At 41.1% G+C, this 21019-nt stretch carries 15 protein-coding genes and 1 pseudogene; 6 read left to right on the plus strand and 10 right to left on the minus strand.

The features are described from left to right. Positions 1 to 40 precede the first annotated feature (40 nt). From V7L31_RS03260 to V7L31_RS03270, 3 genes and pseudogenes are all read left to right on the plus strand, one after another. On the plus strand, positions 41 to 319 hold the full coding sequence (locus V7L31_RS03260; protein WP_334694923.1) for a LapA family protein: 279 nt from the start codon (positions 41 to 43) through the stop codon (positions 317 to 319). Between the two features lie 44 nt (positions 320 to 363). Continuing rightward, positions 364 to 659 (plus strand): annotated as a pseudogene (locus V7L31_RS03265) (BrnA antitoxin family protein). A gap of 149 nt (positions 660 to 808) precedes the next feature. Continuing rightward, on the plus strand, positions 809 to 1663 hold the full coding sequence (locus V7L31_RS03270) for an HIT family protein (protein ID WP_334694924.1): 855 nt from the start codon (positions 809 to 811) through the stop codon (positions 1661 to 1663). Positions 1664 to 1768: 105 nt separating this feature from the next. On the opposite strand, the gene V7L31_RS03275 is transcribed toward V7L31_RS03270, so the two are convergent. Further along, positions 1769 to 2488 (minus strand): Uma2 family endonuclease, encoded by a 720-nt coding sequence (locus V7L31_RS03275; RefSeq protein WP_334694925.1) that lies wholly within the window; start codon positions 2486 to 2488, stop codon positions 1769 to 1771. Positions 2489 to 2770: 282 nt separating this feature from the next. Here V7L31_RS03275 and serA point away from each other — a divergent pair, with 282 nt between their 5' ends. The 3 genes from serA to V7L31_RS03290 all read left to right on the plus strand — a co-directional run bounded on the left by serA (position 2771) and on the right by V7L31_RS03290 (position 6949). Beyond that, on the plus strand, positions 2771 to 4351 hold the full coding sequence (gene serA, locus V7L31_RS03280; protein ID WP_334694926.1) for a phosphoglycerate dehydrogenase: 1581 nt from the start codon (positions 2771 to 2773) through the stop codon (positions 4349 to 4351). Positions 4352 to 4608: 257 nt separating this feature from the next. Continuing rightward, positions 4609 to 5529 carry a 50S ribosomal protein L11 methyltransferase gene (gene prmA / locus V7L31_RS03285; protein WP_334694927.1) on the plus strand — a complete coding sequence of 307 codons (921 nt, stop codon included), beginning with the start codon at positions 4609 to 4611 and terminating at the stop codon, positions 5527 to 5529. A gap of 130 nt (positions 5530 to 5659) precedes the next feature. Then, positions 5660 to 6949, plus strand: coding sequence for a hypothetical protein (locus V7L31_RS03290; protein ID WP_334694928.1), 1290 nt, complete (start codon positions 5660 to 5662; stop codon positions 6947 to 6949). A 482-nt stretch (positions 6950 to 7431) separates the two neighbouring features. Here V7L31_RS03290 and V7L31_RS03295 read toward each other — a convergent pair whose 3' ends face one another. From V7L31_RS03295 to V7L31_RS03335, 9 genes are all read right to left on the minus strand, one after another. Next, positions 7432 to 8778 (minus strand): NAD(P)/FAD-dependent oxidoreductase, encoded by a 1347-nt coding sequence (locus V7L31_RS03295; RefSeq protein ID WP_334694929.1) that lies wholly within the window; start codon positions 8776 to 8778, stop codon positions 7432 to 7434. Between the two features lie 606 nt (positions 8779 to 9384). Then, positions 9385 to 10584, minus strand: a complete 1200-nt coding sequence (locus tag V7L31_RS03300) for a DUF4159 domain-containing protein (protein WP_334694930.1) — start codon at positions 10582 to 10584, stop codon at positions 9385 to 9387. Positions 10585 to 10654: 70 nt separating this feature from the next. Further along, complete coding sequence (locus V7L31_RS03305; RefSeq protein ID WP_334694931.1) at positions 10655 to 11686, minus strand: phage tail protein; 1032 nt, start codon at positions 11684 to 11686, stop codon at positions 10655 to 10657. 112 nt (positions 11687 to 11798) lie between these two features. Further along, on the minus strand, positions 11799 to 13994 hold the full coding sequence (locus V7L31_RS03310) for a putative baseplate assembly protein (RefSeq protein ID WP_334694932.1): 2196 nt from the start codon (positions 13992 to 13994) through the stop codon (positions 11799 to 11801). A 100-nt stretch (positions 13995 to 14094) separates the two neighbouring features. Then, positions 14095 to 14508, minus strand: a complete 414-nt coding sequence (locus V7L31_RS03315; RefSeq protein ID WP_179069090.1) for a GPW/gp25 family protein — start codon at positions 14506 to 14508, stop codon at positions 14095 to 14097. A gap of 313 nt (positions 14509 to 14821) precedes the next feature. Continuing rightward, positions 14822 to 15319, minus strand: a complete 498-nt coding sequence (locus V7L31_RS03320) for a PAAR domain-containing protein (RefSeq protein ID WP_334694933.1) — start codon at positions 15317 to 15319, stop codon at positions 14822 to 14824. Positions 15320 to 15481: 162 nt separating this feature from the next. Beyond that, positions 15482 to 17212 (minus strand): VgrG-related protein, encoded by a 1731-nt coding sequence (locus V7L31_RS03325; RefSeq protein ID WP_334694934.1) that lies wholly within the window; start codon positions 17210 to 17212, stop codon positions 15482 to 15484. A 55-nt stretch (positions 17213 to 17267) separates the two neighbouring features. Next, positions 17268 to 17822 (minus strand): CIS tube protein, encoded by a 555-nt coding sequence (locus V7L31_RS03330; RefSeq protein WP_334694935.1) that lies wholly within the window; start codon positions 17820 to 17822, stop codon positions 17268 to 17270. Between the two features lie 38 nt (positions 17823 to 17860). Further along, on the minus strand, positions 17861 to 21019 hold the full coding sequence (locus V7L31_RS03335; RefSeq protein ID WP_334694936.1) for a hypothetical protein: 3159 nt from the start codon (positions 21017 to 21019) through the stop codon (positions 17861 to 17863).

A 21019-nucleotide genomic window follows, 5' to 3' on the forward strand; every position in this document is an offset into this window, starting at 1 on the left:
TAACAATTCTTAACTCCTAACTCCTAACTTCAATCAAAGTATGAAAACTCTCGCTCCTTTTTTGACATCTCTAGTTGTAGCGGTTTGGGTAATCGCGATCGCAATTATTTCAGTCCAAAATGCCACACCCGTATCGTTAAAATTCTTAACATTCCAATCGATTCAGATACCAATGGGTTTAGTGCTGGCTTTTAGCGCCGTTGTCGGGTTAATTGGTATGGCAGTGCTGCAACCTCTGTGGGGACTTGCTGGTGTTGGGCAGCGTAATTCTCGATTGGAAGACGATGCGGAATTTTTTGTCGATGATGAAGATTTTTGAGGCTTGAATAGCTGTGCAGTAGCACTGTATTAAATTTGGAAATTATGGAAGCTGAGTATGATTTTAGACAGGGCAAGCGGGGAGCGATTGAATCAAGACCAACAGGCAAAACTCGAATTACAATTCGCCTAGATGATGAAGTATTAGCATGGTTTCGTGACCAAGTTCAGACAGCAGGTGGGAGGAAATTACCAAACTTTGATTAACGGATGCCTTACGTGAGTACATTCAGCAATGCCGTGAACCGTTAGAAGAGACATTTGGAACGTGGGAAGATACACGCACCGTAGAACAAATTGTTGATGAAATATATTCCAGTCGTACTGTAAGTGATGCCTAAGGCTGGCTACGCCTACGCGATTACAGCTTGCGAACTATTTACTCGACAGTGATACCTGTTTTCACCTTAAAAATTATTAGATGCGATCGCATAACCTCAACGGATGCTGGGAATAATAAATTTGGGATATCTGCACCAAAATTCATTCCATGAAACAGCAAAAAAATCAATTCAGTCATTTGACTGCGATCGAAAGAAGTTATCTGTCATTTCCTGCACAGTTTTTATTAAATCAAAACCTGTTACAAGGCAAAATACTAGACTTTGGTTGTGGCTTTGGGAATGATGTTAAAATATTGCGTCAAAAAGGTTATGATATTACAGGTTACGACCCTTATTATTTTCCAGAATATCCTGATAATAAGTTCGATACAATAATTTGCTTTTATGTTTTAAATGTTTTATTTACTGAAGAACAAGCTAATGTTCTTATGGAAGTATCACATCTATTAAAACCAGGAGGTAAAGCTTATTACGCTGTAAGGCGGGATCTCAAAAAAGAAGGTTTTCGAGAACATTATGTTCACAAGAAACCTACCTATCAGTGTATTGTCAAACTTCCCTTCCCCTCCGTTTGTTTAGATGAACGTCGGGAATTATATGAATATATCCATTATAATTATCAGCGAAATTCATCTAATTATTGTATATTTTGTAATCCCCATAAAACTCTCAAACTATTAACTGAATCAGCAACCGCTTATGCTATTTTTGATGGCTATCCCATAAGTAAAGGTCATGTTTTGATTATTCCCAAACGTCATGTTAGCAATTATTTTGAACTGCCATTAAAGGAGCAATCTGCTTGCTGGTTTATGGTGAACAAAGTGCAAGAAATTCTCCAAACAGAATTTGAACCTGATGGTTTTAATATAGGAATGAACATCAATCGAGCCGCAGGTCAAAATATTATGCACACTAGTATTCATATTATCCCTCGTTATAAAACTGATACTGTTTCTAGCAAAAGTGGAATCAGGAATGTTATTCCTAAAAAGCAATAGTTTTTTACTAACAGTTTCCAGTAGCGAGGCTTGATTTAGGCATTTGCCATAAATCTAAAAAACTCAGTTTTTGAGTCTTGTTGAAAATATTGCAAAATATTTCAGTTAACCCAAATTGTCTGGATCTATTCCCAGCGCTCTTAATTGTTCAGTCAATTTTTGCACCCGTTGTTCTGCTTGTTGAGCGCGTTGTGTCTCTTGTTGAGCAAGTTGTGCTGCTTGTTTTACTTGTTCCGCGGGCGTGAGATATCGTTGTCCTTGCTCATCATACCAATACATCCATTCCCGTGTTACACCGCAATAATTTCCCCTTTCGCAACCAATTCCTAAGCCAATTTCTGGTAGCCAAACTGGGTTTCCCTCTTGCAATTCATACTTACCATTAACTAATTTATGTACTTCCAGATGTGGTTTACGGCGGCGACGAGAGGAGTAAATTACGTAATAAAGTACACCTAAAGCCTCATATTCAGCCAATTTAGTAGTGTATTCCTTACGATAATTTTGGGATACTACTTCTAGGACAAAAATCGGTACAACATTTTCATCCCACAGCACATAACTAGGACGCAGTTCCTCATCATAAAAACGCTCTACCCCTAAGCTCAAAAACCCATCTGGCACAATTGGCGGTTTATCTGGGTGATAATAAATACCCATATCTATGGCAAACAACCAGTCTAGGCGTTCTGCCCAAAGTATCAGCAGGATAGCTTTAAGCAAGCCTGGGATCAATTCTTGCAGTTCGTTATCCACAGGTGTTTCATCAGAGTCCGGTAGTTCTTCGGCTGAGGGCAAGTACCTTGGCAAGTTGTACTCTAACATGGGTGGTTTCCCCAAAACTCATAGGATATTTGGCTCACCAGAATTATAGCGATTTCTAAGCTAGTACTTGGTCAAGCTAGTTTTGAGAGTTTGTAGTCAGCAATAAAAATACTTAGCAGGCATTAGCCACCGGAAGCAACTGATGCTTTGAGACCACGACCATATAGTGTAAGTTAAAGTTAAGTCGATATTCAAATGAATAATTTTTGCTGAATTGCGACAGATAAAGACTAAACTAAAAAGTCTTGTGCAGCAAAACCTGTAGCTTTAAATGAAATAATCATGTCTAAGGTTCTTGTCTCCGATTCTATTGACCAAGCTGGAATTGATATTCTTTCGCAAGTTGCAACTGTTGATGTCAAACTAGGTCTAAAACCAGCAGAACTGATCGAAATTATTGGTGAGTATGACGCGCTGATGATTCGCTCTAGTACACGCGTTACTCAAGAAATCATTGATGCCGGCACCCAGTTAAAAATCATCGGTCGTGCTGGCGTGGGGGTGGATAATGTAGATGTTCCCGCTGCCACACGTCGGGGAATTGTGGTAGTCAATTCTCCAGAGGGAAATACAATTGCCGCTGCCGAACACGCACTAGCAATGATTTTAGCTTTATCTCGCCACATCCCCGATGCTAACGCTTCGGTGAAACGCGGTGCTTGGGATCGTAATAGTTTTGTCGGCGCGGAAGTCTACAAAAAAACTCTTGGCGTTGTCGGTTTGGGCAAAATTGGCTCCCATGTTGCGGCTGTAGCTAAGACAATGGGAATGAAACTCCTAGCTTACGACCCTTTTATTTCTACAGAACGAGCCGAACAAATTGGCTGTCAGTTGGTGGAACTAGATTTACTCTTCCAGCAAGCAGACTATATCACCCTTCACATCCCCAAAACCCCAGAAACCACGCACTTAATCAATGCCACAACCTTGGCAAAGATGAAACCTACAGCCCGAATTATCAACTGCGCTCGTGGTGGGATCATTGATGAAGTAGCTTTAGCAGCAGCTCTGAAAGCTGGTAAAATCGGTGGTGCAGCCTTGGATGTGTTCGAGTCAGAACCGCTGGGTGAATCTGAGTTGCGATCGCTAGGCAAAGAAGTTATCCTCACCCCCCACTTGGGAGCCTCTACCGCAGAAGCTCAAGTGAATGTGGCCATTGATGTTGCCGAACAAATTCGCGATGTACTTTTAGGACTACCAGCGCGTTCAGCCGTCAACATCCCCGGACTCGGCCCCGACGTTTTGGAAGAACTCAAACCCTACATGCAGCTAGCAGAAACCCTCGGTAATCTGGTAGGACAGCTAGCTGGCGGACGGGTGGAAGTACTGAATATTCGACTGCAAGGCGAACTCGCAACTAACAAAAGTCAGCCTTTAATCGTCGCTGCCCTGAAAGGACTACTTTACCAAGCTTTGCGGGAACGAGTAAATTACGTAAATGCCAGTATAGAAGCCAAAGAACGCGGCATTCGGGTAATTGAAACCCGTGATGCTTCCATTCGAGACTATGCCGGCACACTGCATCTTGAAGCCACAGGTACTTTAGGTACTCATTCGGTAACAGGCGCTTTGTTGGGTGAGCGAGAAATCCACCTCACCGACGTTGACGGTTTCCCGATTAACGTCCCACCCAGTAAATATATGTTGTTTACCCTGCACCGCGATATGCCGGGGATCATCGGCAAACTTGGTTCCCTACTCGGCAGTTTTAATGTGAATATTGCCAGTATGCAGGTAGGTCGTAAAATCGTCCGTGGCGATGCGGTAATGGCTCTGAGCATAGATGACCCTTTACCAGAGGGCATTTTGGATGAAATTATCAAAGTCCCTGGTATTCGGGACGCGTATACGGTAACTCTCTAATTTTGGATTTTGGATTTTGGTGAGGTAGCCCCCGTCTTCTCCCAAGGGGAGACGCGTTCGCGGAGCGTCTCGAAGAGAAGCGCGATGGCGGTTCCCGTCGATAGCGCAGCGTTAGCGAGTTATCGAGCGTCTGGGGGACTGCCGAACCCGAAGGGATTTTGGATTGGTAATGGCTAATTGCTCATTGTTTTTTCCATTGGTCATTAACCATTACCTACTCCCCAATCTAAAATCTAAAATCTAAAATCTAAAATTGTATGGCAAACACCTGGTGGGAACTACAGATTTTATGTGAGCCAGACCTAGAAGAATCAATCTTTTGGCGACTGGAAGATTTTGGCTGTCGTGGTACAGCTAGCGAAAACAAAGGAAACTCATCTTTAGTCAGGGCTTATCTGCCGACAATTCAAACAGAGCTACTAGATTTGGCAGCACTATCGCTGTGGCTGCGTCAAGATGCCCTCTGTGTAGGAGTTTCATCTCCCTCACTACAATGGCAGTTGATTGATGAGGAAGATTGGGCGACTAGCTGGAAACAATATTGGCATCCGCAAGAAATAGGCGATCGCTTCTTAATTAACCCCGCTTGGCTACCATTACCAGAAAAAACAGAACGGTTAGTGATTCGTCTCGACCCTGGTGTAGCATTTGGTACGGGCAACCATGCCACGACTCAGCTATGTTTGGAATCTCTGGAAATGCGGCTAAGTGGCGTTCCTCAGTCTTTTGTGGGTAATAGTGGCAAACATGAACATCTGATAATTGCGGATATTGGCTGTGGTTCTGGTATCCTTTCCATTGGAGCGCTGTTACTGGGTGCAGAGAAAGTCTATGCAGTAGATAATGACCCTTTAGCGGTGCAATCAACCTTTAGTAATGGTGCCCTGAATGACATTAGCTCAGAACGTTTACTACCAGCATTGGGAAGTGTAGACGTTTTGACAAAATTAATTGCAAGTCCAGTGGATGGTATCGTCTGCAATATTTTGGCTCATGTAATTATTGAATTGATACCAGAAATGAATGCGATCGCTAAACCTGAAACTTGGGCGATCTTCAGTGGTATTTTGCTGGAACAATCTAAAGCTGTTGCTGACGCCTTAGAACAAAATGGTTGGGTTGTCGCTACCCTGTGGAAACGAAAAGAATGGTGTTGCTTAAATGTACGGCGTTCTTAAGCCAATAGAAATTATCGCAATCCTAAATCGTTTGTAAACAATCAGATCCCCGACTTCTTAAATAAGTCGGGGATCTTTAAGTAAGTGACATAATATATAGATTACCCACTATTGACTTTTGAAACTAGCGATGAAAGAACGGCTACAAATCCACAAAAAAGCTGACTCATCCGCTTATTCGTCAGAGCAAAGTCAGTTGCGATGTCTACGACGGGCTACGCCTACGCATTTATTAACTACTCGCTCCAACCAGCCTATAGTCCAGGCGAAGATAGAAAATCAGAAATTTCAACAGTATCAATTTGAGGCAACAAAACTCCAGATACAAGCCAAGCACGGCACGATCACAGCAGAGGGACAAGAGCGACTCACTGTATTGCAAACAAAGATGAATGAGTCGTTGCAGCAAGGAAAAGAACACTCTTCCCAATTTGGTCATCACCTGAGCAAAATGGCGATCAAACGTGCTGAGATTGTGTCAATGGGACAAATACAGCCAAAACTCACTATTGGTCAATCAGGAGATCAATATGAGCAAGAAGCGGATAGAGTTGCTACTTCTGTAGTTAACCAAATTAATCGAGTTGTTTCACAAAACCAGGATGCACAGCAGACAACCTTACCAGGTATTAAGAACGAACAAGCAAAGTCTGAAGAAATATTAGCAGCAAATAACTCAGCAGATAAAAAGCAAAAATTTTTACAAGAATACTCGCTAGCCAAAACACTAGTAAATGGCATAGATGACACATTACCAGAAGATAAAATTCTGGAACAGCTTTTCAAAAATTTTGGAAATATCCAATTTCAATACACAATGGTGAGTAAGAGTCAAGATACTCTATTGAAAGGCTCTCCAGAAGGGGATTGTCAGACATTAGCTCGTGCTTTTAAAAAAGTTGCAGAAGAATATTTTGGTATTGAAAAAATAACAGTTGAAAGTATTGCTAAACCTTTTTTGAGTGAAGCTGGAGCTACGCCACACCAAGGGAAAAAGCCCAATTGTGATGATGGTAAACGATGGTTTTTTCAAAACCATTATTGGGCTAGCTGGAATGGCAAAATTTATGATGTTTTATTCCTCAGCAATAAACGAACTGAAGCCGATATGGCAAAACAGGTACAACCACTCAAATCAATGTTGATGCCTGAAGAAGAGTACTATGAAACAGAAAAAGGAAAAATTGTGTATCCCATTGTCAATAAATACTCAACTGTAGAGGTTGCGATATTTGAGAAACTGAAAAATTTTGTTAATAATCTTGGTCGGTTTCTCTCCAGCAGCATGAGTGCGATCGTCAATAAAATTCGGTCTTTATTTGCCCAAGGCGGAAACAACACCAGTGGTTTTGATTCTCTAATGAGAGAACTTGAACACGATAAAAATAATGCTGCAATTTCAAACAATCAAACTCATTAACAATTCAAAATTCAAAATGACGCTCTCTACGAGACGCTGCGCGTAGCTTGCTTCTCTGTAAGAGTACGCGGACTCGCTAACGCTGCGCTAACAAAATTCAAAATTAAAGACATTTTAGTAATGAAACAAAAAAATTGTAGGTTGGGTGAAGGCTTTGCGTAACCCAACACCCTGCTCGACATTTTGATATATGCTGGATTGCGCTCTGTTCCACCCAACCTACGTCTAATGCACTCAATAATTCAAACTTTTTCAAACATCCTCTAATGAAGATTCTATAATCATGCAAAACCGTCCCTCTCCGACTTGGAGAGAGACAGACTTGAACTTTAGTTCCAGGTAGGGAGAGGTTTATCAAACTCACGTTAATTCCTTCCCCCTCAAGCCGTTAATTTCTCTTGCCATCTCAAAATAAGAGAAGGTACAGTCATCACTCTAACAAGCTCTTGTAGCATCATTGAGTGATTCTGTAATTGCTGAAGTTACAGAGGTGTCACAGAAGGTCTTTGTACGCTATTCTTAACAGTTTTTCCTTCTACAAAACCATCTCTACCTGTAATCAATCTAGAGCGACGGTTACGAGTGATATAATTCCATCCCCACTGAATTGCTACTACTACTTTAGTGTCAAACTCGATTAAGAAGTAGATGTGAATTACTAGCCAAAAGAGCCAAGCAATGAAACCTTGGAGTTTGACTAAGCCTAAATCTACAACAGCTAAATTTTGCCCAATCATCGCCAAAGTACCTACGTCATTGTAACGAAATTGTGGCAAAGTCTCACCTTGCAACCTGCGTTTAATGAGTTTAGCTACATACTCTCCTTGTTGTTTAGCTACGGGTGCAACACCAGGTAAGGGTTTACCATTTTGATGGGAAAAGTTGCCTAAATCTCCCACTACAAAAATGTTGTTATAACCCTTGATAGACAAGTCTGGTTCTACAATCACACGTCCAGAGCGATCGCACTCTACACCTGTACTTTTTGCTAGGGCTTTCCCCATAGGCGAACCTTGAACACCTGCTGCCCACAAGATAGTTTTTGAGGTAATTTCTGTCAATTCATCGCCTTGCTTGAAGGTAACGGTGTTACCTTCAATATTTGTCACTCTAGTATTGGTGTAAACAGCCACACCCAACTTTTGCAAAGATTCTGCTGCTACTTTTGATAACTCTGGTGAAATGTGTGGGAGGATGCGATCGCCACCTTGCAATAGTACAATTCTCGCTTCTGAAGTGTTGATGCTGCGGAAATCTTCTGTGAGAGTTTGGTATGCTAATTCTGCGATCGCCCCGGATAATTCTACACCCGTGGGTCCACCCCCGACAATCACAAAAGTCAACAAAGCACGGCGTTTTTCGGGATCGGTTTCTTTTTCTGCTGCTTCAAATGCCGAAAATATCTGGCGACGCATTTCTATGGCATCTTCAACAGTTTTTAAGCCAGGAGCAAATTCTTTCCAGTTATCCTTACCAAAATAGGAATGGTTAACACCTGTGGCGACAATCAATGTGTCATAGGGTACTACTTCATCACCTAGAATAACTTGTTGCGCTTTTGGATCGATATCATTTACCTCTCCCAACAGCACTTTTGTATTCTTGCTTTTGCTGAATACAGATCGCAATGGTGCAGAAATATCAGCAGGTGATAGCGTACCTGTGGCAACTTGATATAAAAGCGGCTGAAATAGATGAAAGTTACGTTTATCAATGAGAGTAACATTTACATTTGCTTTCTTCAAAGCCTTTGCTGTATACAGTCCACCAAAGCCGCCACCAACGATAACAACCTGATGTGGTGCATTTTTCTCAAGTGAGATAACCATAATAAATATTTCCTTGTGTTAAGAACTTGTAACTATTCTTAACAAAGATGTAACAGCTTTATGATGCAGGTTGCTGTTTATTTAGAACAATTGAAAAAATAGTAAAAGTAGCTAAAGTTATTTATTACCCCTTAGTTTGGGGTTTTCCTCAGCAAGAATTTGGCATATCTGTTGGCTGCCATGCCCGCCCGGAAATAAATAAATGAGTAATGAGTAATAAGTAATGAGTAATAAGTAATACCCATTACTTCAAAAATAAATTTTCGGGCTAATAGCTTAAGTCTACTGAAGTAGACTGGAGATATTTGGCGATATTTAGTCATCTTTAGATGACTTTAGCTATTATACGGGAATTTCAATTCCCGGCGGACGAGCGGTTTCACGTTAAGTTGACACCAATGGCAAGATGTCCACTCCACAACTTTGAATAATTTATTTCTTGGAGTTCCCTTGAGGGTTTGAAACCCACGGAAGTGGGTTTTGTTTGTATAGACGCGGTTTCTAACCGCCCGTTTCCCGTTAAGTTGAAACCAATCGGTACTTTCGCCCTTTCCATAATACCCGAATTCTTTTTCTGTCCCCCTGCCCCCTGCCTCTTTTTGACTTTCACCACTGCCCAGAATTATCTTCCTGTTGCAAACCAATTAACTGTCGCCGCTTCCAAGCATAGTGAAGAATATTAATCCCTAATTCCTGAGCTGTCCGAATAGTCAATCTGGGTAAACTCAAATCTCTATCCAGTCCCCAAGCAGTTGCCAAATCTCCAATAGCTAAAATAATTCCTCCACCGATTAATAGTTTAATCTGCTGTTGGTTAACCATTGGCAAGGCAGCAAATAAGAAAGGTTTTGTCCTTAAAGGATGACTCCGTTGCAATTCTTCTAAAGGTCTTAAAGGACTTTCTAATTGTTGTGCCAAAGCTTGAGTACTCTCAATTAGAGGATTAGCATTTATTGGTGCATCAACTAGAAGCACACCACCTAAATTTAAATAATTTCTGAGGGATTCAAATTCGAGGCTATTTAAAGAAATTGCTTGTCCACCTGTAAGATAAAGAATGTCATAGTCTTGGATATTTTCTGCTAAAGAAACCTGACCTAGTTCATCAGCCCCTCGCAAGCTTGGGTATAGGGGTTCTACTGCTTGTAATAAATATGAAAGGCTGAAAAAATTACGCGCACATTCTGGATCGCTATGAGTCGCCTGCGCCATACAGACAAGTGCTTGGGGACGCATTTGTGCTTGACGGCGATAACGCAAATCAATATTGTTATATCCAGGAAAGAAAGCATCCGCAGGTTGGATAATTTCAGTATGTCCTGGTTGCAGAAGTATCCGACATATTTCTATTTCTGAACTGGCTGGTGTAGAGTTTCTTTGGTCAATTCGATAAGTTTCTTGAACAATATCTCTTTGCTGTCCGCGCCGCAATTCATCGGGGTCTACATAGCTAACTACTAAGTAGATCATGAGTGGTTCAGAACTTACTACTTCTATATCAATAGGAAAATCATAAGAAGTCGGTACAACAATTAGATTGCCGGCTAAATCAATGGCAATACCAGGTTGAATTTGTACCCAACGTCCATCTCGGTATCTAGCTTCAACTTGGCTTGGGGCAGTTATATCTCGAACGCCTAAACCGCAGACAATTCCTGGTTGGTTCAAGCTTTGATATTGAGCATTTTGCCGATTCCGGTGATATTCATGGGCTGTGCGCCAACGTTCGGCATTAATTAGTAAGCCATCTGCGGCTTGCAGGCGCTCAAAAGATTTTATTGGTGGGGGTGGGAAAGGATGGGACATAGGAATTTTAGATTTTGGATTTTAGATTTTAGATTAAAAGTCTGTTTAATTTTACTTAATTACGAATTATTTAATTAGTGGGATTCTCGATAGATAATTCATAAGTGCAAAAAGCAGGTTTTTCTTGTTCTATGATTCTTTGGATAAGTTCTTCGTTGATGATGCCACTTGAAATATTTGAACGCAAACATACTATAAAATGATATGGTTGTCCACCTGCTAAAACTGCATTTCCTAGTTGTGCATCTCCAATAATAAAACTTGGGCCAAAAGGTTCGGTAATACTAATATGTTTATCAGCTTCATTAGTTAAATGTTCGTCTAGTGGTAAACCAGTATAAAGATGCAAGTAAAGACGCAATCCTTTACGAGTTCCTCGCCAGCGATAAAGTTCTACGGCACGGCGAATTAAACGCCGCTGTTGCTGGAGATCCCAAATAGAATCTACTTGCCAAGCAACCCAATGAGCCATAAAGGGTAATAGTGCCTGCGGCGCTGTCAAGGGATCGAGGTTTGCCCACATGACATTGTAGCTATTAACTATTGGTTGAAAAGCTTGCTCAAATATCTTCATGAAGCGACCAATAAAGTCCACTTCTCGATACAAAATTGGCAAGAATTCCATGTAGGCAGTGTAGGGGCGGATGTATAAATCGAAATACTCGCTTCTCTCGATTTGTTCGTTGTCCGTGCCTGGGTCTATATGTAGGGTAATTAAGCTGCGAAAATTGAGCGTTAGTTTATCTTTTTTACCAGGTGAAATTGCTTCTTGGTCTTCAAAAAATGTGTCGGGAATTGAGAAGTAGAGAACAGCATCCATTTGTCCATGAGGCGGTATTTCACTGCCTTCTGTGCCAATTTGACACCACTGGGATGGGAAGTTACCCTCAATACTTAAGCTTACCCGCAAAGGACGTTGTTCTAAGTTTTGTACTTGGACAATCATCTCGCTGGGATGTCCAGGATGCAAGAGTAAACTACGCCCAGCAACATCGATGTTTTCTGCATTTGCAAATGCTAAACCTGCCACAGGTAAAGCTTCGGGAATTTGCATTGGCGTTAATTGAATGCTTACAGCTGGACTAGAGCGACTTTGAACCATAGGATTGGGGATTGGGGATTGGGGATAAGAAGAGGCAGGGGAGCAGTGGAGCAGGGGAGCAGAGGAGGATAGATAATTAATTAATGACCAATGACCAATGACAAATGACAAATCAGCGATTAATTATTTGGATGTCGTGATTTGAACGCAGATTTGTATCAGCCCAAGAACATATCAAACCTTCCGATCCTGGATCGATCAATTGTTCTGGGGATGGTTGTCGTCGCCAATTTTCTCCTTGCTTGCGGATGGGAAACAGCAAGACGGGGCCTAAATGACGCACGCCTGGGGTTTGTTGCAGTAATGCGACAATATCTGATGTATAAACTGGTCGCCCAAATGGCCAACCTTTGCCGTCGATTCCTCCAGTTAAGGGATTTAGATATTTATATAGCGATCGCCTTAAATTCCGGCGAATTTCTTCGCTGGCAAAGGTGTTGTTGTATGCTGGCTCTAAAGCAACTTCTGTCTGTACCGAAACACCTACGTAATTCGGCTCTTGTAATTCTATTTGTACCCCTAATAAGCGTCTTTCATCTAAGTAACTCAAAATTTGCTCTTGCAGGGCATTACTAAGAGTAAACTCTTCTGGTGTCATGCCATTGCCTTGTGCGATCGCATCTGTGTTTGCATAAGGAACTACCAGTAAACTAACTATACCAGCTTGTCTACGAGAATTTGCTGGCAAACACCGGACACGCGCGATCGCACCTGCACCCGCCTGTTGAGTTAAAACTTCAAAATCTTCAGCAGTGACGGCGCGATCGCGCGTGCGGAGGATGCGGGGAGCCTTTATTACAGCCTGTTCCAGTGATTCGGCATTAGCCCCATTGATTGCAGGTACACGATTGACCACACTAGCAATATATGGATACGCAGACTTCAAAAACTGGATTGCCCCAGTTTGCACATTGCCTTCTCTGCCACCGCCTGTACGATAAGTAACCATCCTAATTTCTGATCCACGGGGAGGAATCGCCCCATACTGGTGTTCGGATTGGTTATTTTCCAGAACTTGTACAGATGTGTCATCTAGTGATGGTTGCTGAATTCGCGTTCGTACCTGGGTTTGCTGTTTCAGTTGGCTAGGTTCTCGAATCAGCGGCCCGAATTGGATTGTACCAGTGATGGAATCGATGGTGTAATGAAAGTTATGCGGTCCAGAATCAGCAAAATCTCTCACCTCAGTCCACTTTTGCGGCAAACCACCAGCAGGAGTAACTAAAATATATTCATTTTCTCGACGTTCTAAAATTGGTGCTGTTTGTAATTGGAAACTCTGACCAGGTGTACCATCACTAATTCCCAATCGCTCATCTTGAATTAGCGTACTGTGACTAGCCCTAACAGTACCGCCAATTGACTGCACTGCTAAACCAATAATTCGTGGTGGGCGATTGTAACCAGTTTCATTTGCTTCTGTAGAAACAAAGCTACAGCGCAACCAGCGACCTCGGTATGAGGTAAAATTAGCCACAGGCCAAATCTGCGGTAGATGCAAACGTACCTCTGCACCTTGAGATGGGTTTCCACCCTGTTGGGCCATTTCATAAAAACTGAAACCGCGAGTTTTATCATCTGACTCTTGCAATAAAACGGGTTGCCAATTTTCCCCGTCCCAGGCTTCCCACCTCCGGGGTGGTTGATTGGGGTTAATCCCAGCCGGGGTAGCCGCAGCCCCTTGGAAAATAATTTCTAAAACATTAGCGTCTAAAGGATCGTCAGAATTAATTGCTAAATAAAAGCAGTTACCAGGCTGGGGTTCCTCTTCAAAAATCGGTTGTTCATTACCTGTCCAGTAACCGTTAGATTGACGAGTCCAGGAAGTTGTGACTCTTTCGCGCAGAGATTGGGGAATATCTTCGGTAGTTTGGGCAGTTAAGAAATGTTGGATGCGGGGTTTGCCGATAATTAGAGGCGAATCTGTACTGAAGGTAATCGCTTCTGTAGTTTCAGTGCGGATAGTTGAGGCTTCTAATCCGGCGGGAATCGTGTAGGCTTCAGGTAGTGCAGCGCTTAAATAAAAAGTTAATTCTGTGCGGGCTGGGGCGGGAGGCTGAAGACGAATACCCAGTAATTCTAGGAACGCAACATAATTTTTTCGGGGTACTTGGTTAAATCTGAGCAACATTTGGTCAGTTAACCAAGCAAATAACTCAATTAGCGTAATTCCTGGGTCACTGAGATTGTGGTCAGTCCATTCTGGACAGTAGCGAGGAATACGCATAATACATTCTTCCACCAAATCATCGAAGGCGCGATCGTCTAAATTGGAAGAAGGTAATTTCGGTAAAAAGTCAAAGTTCATACCAATTTAAAAAAAGAATGTGACAGATACAAGCCTAGAAACCCAGATAAAATTTAGCTTTCTTGATTTTTAATTTTCAATTTTTAATTTTTAATTCGTATCACGATTCCTCCCCAGCTGAAACCAAATAATAAGGATAAACAAAACTATAAATATCGGGACTGTCTTTAAGTCGATAATTGATGATAATGTCCACTCTGCCACGCATAGGGTCAGGATCGGTGACAACTTCATCGATAGTAATGCGTGGTTCCCAAACTTCTAAAGCTTCCAAAACATAAAGACGGATTCGCAGTAGGGTATCGCTATTCAAAGGTGCAAACGCCAGTTCCGACAAGCGCGAACCAAATGTAGGTCGATAAACCCGTTCACCTACTCCCGTGCGGAGGATAATCCAAATAGATTCTTTAACTTTTTGATCTTCACGGCTAAGTTGTATCCCACCTTGCACATTTAAATGCAGTGGATAAGCCCAACCTGTTCCCAAATAGGCTCGATCGCGACCATAAACCATATCTGGCACTTAGACAGCTGTTACATGGATATCTTCAAAGATATCGGCACAAGGGCTTTAAGCCTATTCGCCAAAGGTCGAGGATGAAGAGGCGGGGGCAGAGGGGCAGGGGGCAGGGGGCAGAGGGGCGGAGGGAGAATTATATGTAACTGTAATTTGGTATATATTAAGATTCATAGACGAGTCTTTGATACTCGTGGACGAGTCTTTGATACTCGCGGACAAGTCTTTGAATACTCGCGAAAGAGTCTTTGATACTCGTAGGCGCAGTATTCCTCTGCCCCTCTGCCCCTCCGCCCCTCCGCCTCTCCAATCAGCCACCAATCAAAACAGTAAAATCACCTTTGACAATTTTATTCGGTGGCCCCAATGCTTCTAAAACGGTGTCGCCCATCCGAGAGGCTGGCAGATTGTTAATCAGCACAGTCTGACTACCGTCAATCACAACCCCAGGGCCATGAGGAGGCAAGGGTAAAGGTGTGGCGCAATTATGAATATCAGCACCGACAGCAGCAGCAGCGATCGCACTACCCATAGTAGCAGCAGATGTTGCCTTTGTAGTTTGTTCGGCAGCTAAGGCAGCAGGTGCCCCTGGTGTACCAGCCGCCGCTAAAGTAGCAGCCTCAGCCACTTGAATAGCTGTATCAGAAGCGGTTTTGGCGGACTGCAAAGCTGGTACTGCTGCTGCAAGCACACCTCGCCACGCAGGTAAAGACCCAATCAACACATTGGGACTACCCGGCCCTCCTGTCAAGACTGGGGGTAAAGGGTGCGCCACATTGTCGGTAATTCTTGCTGCTGGTTTACCCATCACAACCTCCTATAGTGTTTTTCATTAACTATTTCACCGAAAATTACAAATTACGTTAGTACCAGCGAGTCTTCTCCCAAGGGCAAACAAGCATTCTCCTGCCTTCTGCCTTCTGCCTGGTTGTTGAGTGTAGTCGAAACACTACCTCCTGCCTCCTGAAAATTAATTAAGGCGAATCAATGCACCTTTAACTGTAATCACGCCGTTGGCTGAAATGTCTATATTTCCAGCAGCATCTAATGACATATTACCTGTTGATTTCACTGAAACAGATTTAGCCATGTCGTCCATTTTGATTTTATGACCACCTGTGGTTTCAATCTCTATACAGCGATCGCTATCATTGAGATATATTTTGTGACCACCTGTGGTTTCTACACGAATACCTTTTTTACTACTTCCTTTATCTTCTTCAACAAACTGTAGAACATGACCTACACGAGTCTTAATGGTGCGTAATCTCACACCACTTGTAACCGAGTCATCCACCTTTTCCGGTGGTGCATCCTGACCGTTCCATACTCCGCCAATGACGTAGGGACGGTGGATATCGCCATGTTCAAAACCTACTAAAACTTCATCGCCGACCTCTGGTAAGCAGTCAAAACCTCGATTTGGGCCTGCTCCCAAAGCTACAACTCTCGCCCAGTCACTTGTATGTTCTTCTGTGAGAGTGGGAAACATTACCTTCACTCTACCCCATGACTGTGGGTCTTTGTTATCAGTCACAATTCCCACTAATAGAGTCTCAGATGGCTGTAGACGTTTTTGTGGAGATAGAGTTGTGAATAAGTTACCAGAACGTAGCCCCCGCACGCTGAAATCAGTTTCATAAACGCGCTGACTGTAGAAATGGCGGGTTTCTGTAACATAATACTTACCACTATAGCGATCGCCCATACCCTTAAGCTTAACAACTCGTCCAGGACGAATATCAGGATTCCCTGCTGCTTTCGCATCTGCATAAACAAATTCTCCTCCCAATTCATCACATAAAGCCTGAGCCATAGCTTTTGCTTGATTTTGACTGGCGACAGGCTTATCTACAACAATCATTTTGGGAGACTTAAGATTAGAAAATGCACTACTGGTACTACTTCCTAGCTGATTGCCTGTCTCAGTTACTTGCTTTTCTTTATTAGCTATTTGGCTAATCAATTTTTTCTTAGTATAGTCCCAGGCACGTACTTCTACAGAACTCACCTGTTCAGCACTGGTGACGCGGGTACTAAATTTACTAATATCATCTAGCCATTCTAATGCTAGAGATTCCTGGATTTTTGGTTTGCAAAAATTGAGCTTATCTTCTGTAATAAATAGTTCAAAACCGTTACGGGCTGCCCTTTCTCGCAGAAACTCCATATTAGTTTGGTTTTCTTGGAAAACATACTTATTAACTTCGCCTGTTGAATCGATATTACCAGGTCTTATGCCTACTTCTTGAACTATTTTTTTGACTATATCACTATCAGTTTCATTCAAAAAAGAACGATTATAACGACCTCTGTGAAGACGATGAGAAATATCATAACCACGAACAATGATATCAGCTTCAGATTTTTCATTGAAGTGAACTTCCATCCCAGTAATTTCGCCTTCAATTAGGATTTTTTCTACTTCATCTTGAAAATTATTATCTAGAGTAGTACTCGAAGTAAAACCCAATTTTACTTTCTTGCCAATTTTAAACAACGGCTCATGTCGCCAAGCCTTATTTTCTGGTCGGTCAGATGTAGGAATATAGCTATTATGTATTACTAACGTAAACATTGCTGGCAAATGAAGGCTTTCTTCGATTGTTATTTGCAACAAATCCTTCATTAATTCAGGCGAAGCGGGTTTTCCGTCTATCTGAATTTTAGGTTCGCTTAAATAAAGACTTTTTTTAGGCATAAGTAGTAATCTATTTAATACTAATCTATTTAAAATGTTCCAACAATCCTAAATTTTAAGTATTTTTCCCCAGTTTGGGATTTGGCTGGCGACTAGCACCTTTAGAATCAGATTCGCGTCCTCCAGGAAGGTTATTTTTATCTACTTCTTGCAAGGCTATATCTACCAGTGCCCTAACTGGTGTACCATCACTCAGAAACATATTTAAAGAGTAAGTTAAACTCGTAATTACACAATAAAAATACTCTGATCCCCATGTAAATATATAAACAGGTGGACGCTTATCAGTTGCTCTATTGATAGTTTCCACACCTTTCTTAATATTATCAATATGCTTTTTCATCACCGACTCTTTCGTTTCATAAGTATCATATAATAATTGTTTCAGTGTAAACTTATAAGGCTCAACCCCAGAAAAGTTGACCTTTGGAAGTAGAGTAGTTCCCCTGTTACCTTGTTTACTTTCCCACTTCACAGTTCGAGCGAAACTAATATCTGTAGGATTAAACATTAATTCAATATCTGGTGCTTCACCGTTATAAGCTACAAGTTTGGCTTTCTCAAGTTGCGGTTGGCGCTTTTGAATAACAATAATTGCCGGACTTGCCATTTGAATAGTTCTCCAAAAGTTAATTATTGAATAGAAAATTACCAAGGTAATCGACCAGAGTAACCGCCATGACGTTCTCGTTCAATTTCTATCCGTTGTCGTAATCTGTGATAAATTTCACGAGCTAGAGCTTCAAGATTAGTCGTATCATCTTTATCATCTTCTTGAGAAGCTAAAGAGGTATTCTCTATTGTCTCAGTTATCGGTTGTATTTCTCTAGATATGTCGGGTGGAGTCACTTCTCCACCATCAGCAAAGCCTCTAGGTGTAGGAAAGTGTTTAGCAAAAACTTGTGGCGACTCTGAAACATGAGAAAAATCATAATTTTGGCTATTAGATTCCACATCACTAAAATTAAAGTTAGTGAATTCATCATTATTTGCATTGAGTAAATCTTCCACACTTGACCATTGAGAAGGTGTATTTGACCATTGGGAAGGTGTATTAGTGCGGGGATTGGGATTTGCTTTTCGGAAAATTAGGGGAGGTGAAGAGTATTGAGGTGAAGGTTCATCCACATCAATTGTTTCGTTTTGAAGAGGATTAAGCTGTGGAGAATTGAGAATTGAAAGCTTCTGTTTACTAATATTCAACCCCAAAGAAGAAGGAATTACAGAATTGGATATCTGAGGTGAGTAAGTTTCAGTGCTTTTTAGCTGTAATGAAGTGTCTGGAAAAGAATCGACTTTAGTCGGAGTCTCTGGAAAAGTTGTTTCTTCTGGTTCTGTGGGATTGGGTGTCTGTAAACTTGGAAGGATAATATCTTGCGGTGTTCCACCAGTGTTGATGTGATGTAGTAGAGGTAAATTCTTCTGTGCATCCCTGGTATTAATCACAAACTCTCCAGGTGTAAGCATTGCTGGTACTGTATCCGAGGGTGCTATTTGCTGACGATTTTCAACGTGGGAGTCTGTTACATGACCACCAGTAGCATAACCTTTAGGTGCGGGCAAATTTTTAATCGTCGCGTTTTGCTCAACTTCAGATGGTATAGTTACCTCATTTTGTGCGGAAGTTGCTTCTTCTGTGATATCTATATCTGGATTATCTGGATTATCTGAAATATCAACAAAGGTTGATATCTCAGGATTTGTTACCGCGAAAAGAAGTTCTAATTCTATTGGTTGTTCATTGTCAATAGTTTTCCTGAAAATACTCTCAGTTATAACGATTTCAGGTAATGTGGCGGGAATTGTTGGTGTGTTAACGTCCTCGTGAGACATCACAGTTTCAACAATCTCAGGCGATGTGGCAATAATTGCTGGTGCTTCACCAATCTCATGTGATGTGGCGGTAGCTGTTGGTGCTTCAGCAATCTCAGGCGATATGGCGGTAACTGCTGGTGTTTCACTAATTTCAGGCTGTGTGGCGATAACTGTTGGTGTTTCAACAATCTCAGGTGATGTGGCGATAATTTCTGGTGTTTCCACAATCTCAGGCGATGTGGCAATAATTTCTGATGTTTCCACAATCTCAGGCGATGTGGCAATAATTTCTGATGTTTCCACAATCTCAGGTAGCGCTAAGATAGGATAACTTTCTGTATACTCGTTGATAGTATTCTCAATACTGCTGTCATTTTCCAGTGAAGTTACATTTGTTGAGACATCTAAAAGATTATCTGCAATAGCAGATTGTGATTCTAAAGTTACTAACTGTTCATGATTATCAGAGTTTGTGAATAAACTGGGTGTGTCTTCAATATCGGCTGAGGTTGGTGTTAACTGAATAGGTATACTAGCTGGAGACTGACTCGTAAAACTAGAGACAATCTCTGGCTGTATTGTAATCGGGCTTTTTGCAAATGAAGACTGAGAATTAGGTACACCAACATCATGTAGTGGTGTATAGCTGTGCGTCCCTACTATATTTTCATCATTCGCAAAAACATGAAGTGTGTCATTAATATCAGGTGATGTCAATGTTGATGATAAAGCTGAATTTTCTAGAGAATTATCAGCCACAAAATTATCAGCGACAAAATTATTTGGATTATTTTCTAAAATTAAGTCTGCTTCAATGTCTGTAATCGCCTCAAAATCACTATTTCTATTTATATATGATGATTTCTCTTCGGATGATGGAGATATAAAGGTTGGCAACACCTCATTCTTCTGTATTAAATTTGTTGGAGAAGCGATGGTTTGATTATCAATTATGGAAGGAAGTTGATCTGTTTCAATATCCTGTTGTGGTAGCGTTGGACTGACTGGAATATCTGAAATATTAACTAATTCTAATGTTTTAGGGATTATCTGCTGTTCATCATTACCCAATAAACTATGGGGAACAAATGTTTGATCTACATTTTGTTGATAAAAAGGAAGTTCTACAAGTGAAGATTCTACTAAATCACTTGTATTATCATCTAATTTATTTTCTTGTTGCAATTGCAAAAGACTTTCTATATCAGACGATTCTTTACTAGGTAAATTAGATGATAATTCAGTATTTACTTGCAGTTCGTCGTTAGTAATATTAACGTTATGCAAATCTGGTGTTGTTATAATACCAATTGAATTATCATCATTTGTAATATTATTTGAAGCAATATCAAGCTGTAAAGTGGGAAGTTCTAAGTTAGCCTCAAAAAGTAGAGGTTTATCTGAAGCTAATAAGCTATCTTCATTTGAATTAATAGGAATGTTGCTTTGGTCAATCAACTTAGTTGTAGATGATTTGACCGATTTTTTAGTCTTAGATTTAGTGGCTGACTTTTTTTCTAGGGGCTGTTGAGATTTATTTGTTTTTTTTGATTTAGATTTAGATTTACTTTTAGCACTAATATTGATTTCTGATGACGTATTATTATTCGTATTGTCCTCAATGCGAGTTTGTATGTTCTCTGGAATACTAGCTTTTACTGGTTCGCTACTATTAATAATATTACTATCTTCTAGTGGATTTATAAAATCAACAGAATCGAACTCAAGTAATGGAAAGTCATTATTTATATCCTGAGTATCCCAACTATCCCAGCCTATTAGTGGTTGTATCGATGGCTCATATTCACGAGATAATAAAAACTTTGAGGATGCGACTAATGGTGGTTTATTCTGGATGGAACTAATAAAATTACTTTGTGAATGTAGAGAGTGAGACTCTTTTCTCAATAACATTCTGTGAGAATTAGATAAAGATGTTCTAATCCCCAAGGGGTGAATATTGTTTCCTAGTGTAGGTTGAATAATTTGCAT

It is taken from the genome of Nostoc sp. (assembly GCF_036916655.1).
Taxonomy (GTDB): Bacteria; Cyanobacteriota; Cyanobacteriia; order Cyanobacteriales; family Nostocaceae; genus Nostoc.

Coding starts and splice junctions, on each gene's coding strand:
- V7L31_RS03260 (WP_334694923.1), top strand. CDS start 41: ATGAAAACTCTCGCTCCTTTTTTGACATCTCTAGTTGTAGCGGTTTGG.
- V7L31_RS03270 (WP_334694924.1), top strand. CDS start 809: ATGAAACAGCAAAAAAATCAATTCAGTCATTTGACTGCGATCGAAAGA.
- V7L31_RS03275 (WP_334694925.1), bottom strand. CDS start 2,488: ATGTTAGAGTACAACTTGCCAAGGTACTTGCCCTCAGCCGAAGAACTA.
- serA (WP_334694926.1), top strand. CDS start 2,771: ATGTCTAAGGTTCTTGTCTCCGATTCTATTGACCAAGCTGGAATTGAT.
- prmA (WP_334694927.1), top strand. CDS start 4,609: ATGGCAAACACCTGGTGGGAACTACAGATTTTATGTGAGCCAGACCTA.
- V7L31_RS03290 (WP_334694928.1), top strand. CDS start 5,660: ATGAAAGAACGGCTACAAATCCACAAAAAAGCTGACTCATCCGCTTAT.
- V7L31_RS03295 (WP_334694929.1), bottom strand. CDS start 8,778: ATGGTTATCTCACTTGAGAAAAATGCACCACATCAGGTTGTTATCGTT.
- V7L31_RS03300 (WP_334694930.1), bottom strand. CDS start 10,584: ATGTCCCATCCTTTCCCACCCCCACCAATAAAATCTTTTGAGCGCCTG.
- V7L31_RS03305 (WP_334694931.1), bottom strand. CDS start 11,686: ATGGTTCAAAGTCGCTCTAGTCCAGCTGTAAGCATTCAATTAACGCCA.
- V7L31_RS03310 (WP_334694932.1), bottom strand. CDS start 13,994: ATGAACTTTGACTTTTTACCGAAATTACCTTCTTCCAATTTAGACGAT.
- V7L31_RS03315 (WP_179069090.1), bottom strand. CDS start 14,508: ATGGTTTATGGTCGCGATCGAGCCTATTTGGGAACAGGTTGGGCTTAT.
- V7L31_RS03320 (WP_334694933.1), bottom strand. CDS start 15,319: ATGGGTAAACCAGCAGCAAGAATTACCGACAATGTGGCGCACCCTTTA.
- V7L31_RS03325 (WP_334694934.1), bottom strand. CDS start 17,212: ATGCCTAAAAAAAGTCTTTATTTAAGCGAACCTAAAATTCAGATAGAC.
- V7L31_RS03330 (WP_334694935.1), bottom strand. CDS start 17,822: ATGGCAAGTCCGGCAATTATTGTTATTCAAAAGCGCCAACCGCAACTT.
- V7L31_RS03335 (WP_334694936.1), bottom strand. CDS start 21,019: ATGCAAATTATTCAACCTACACTAGGAAACAATATTCACCCCTTGGGG.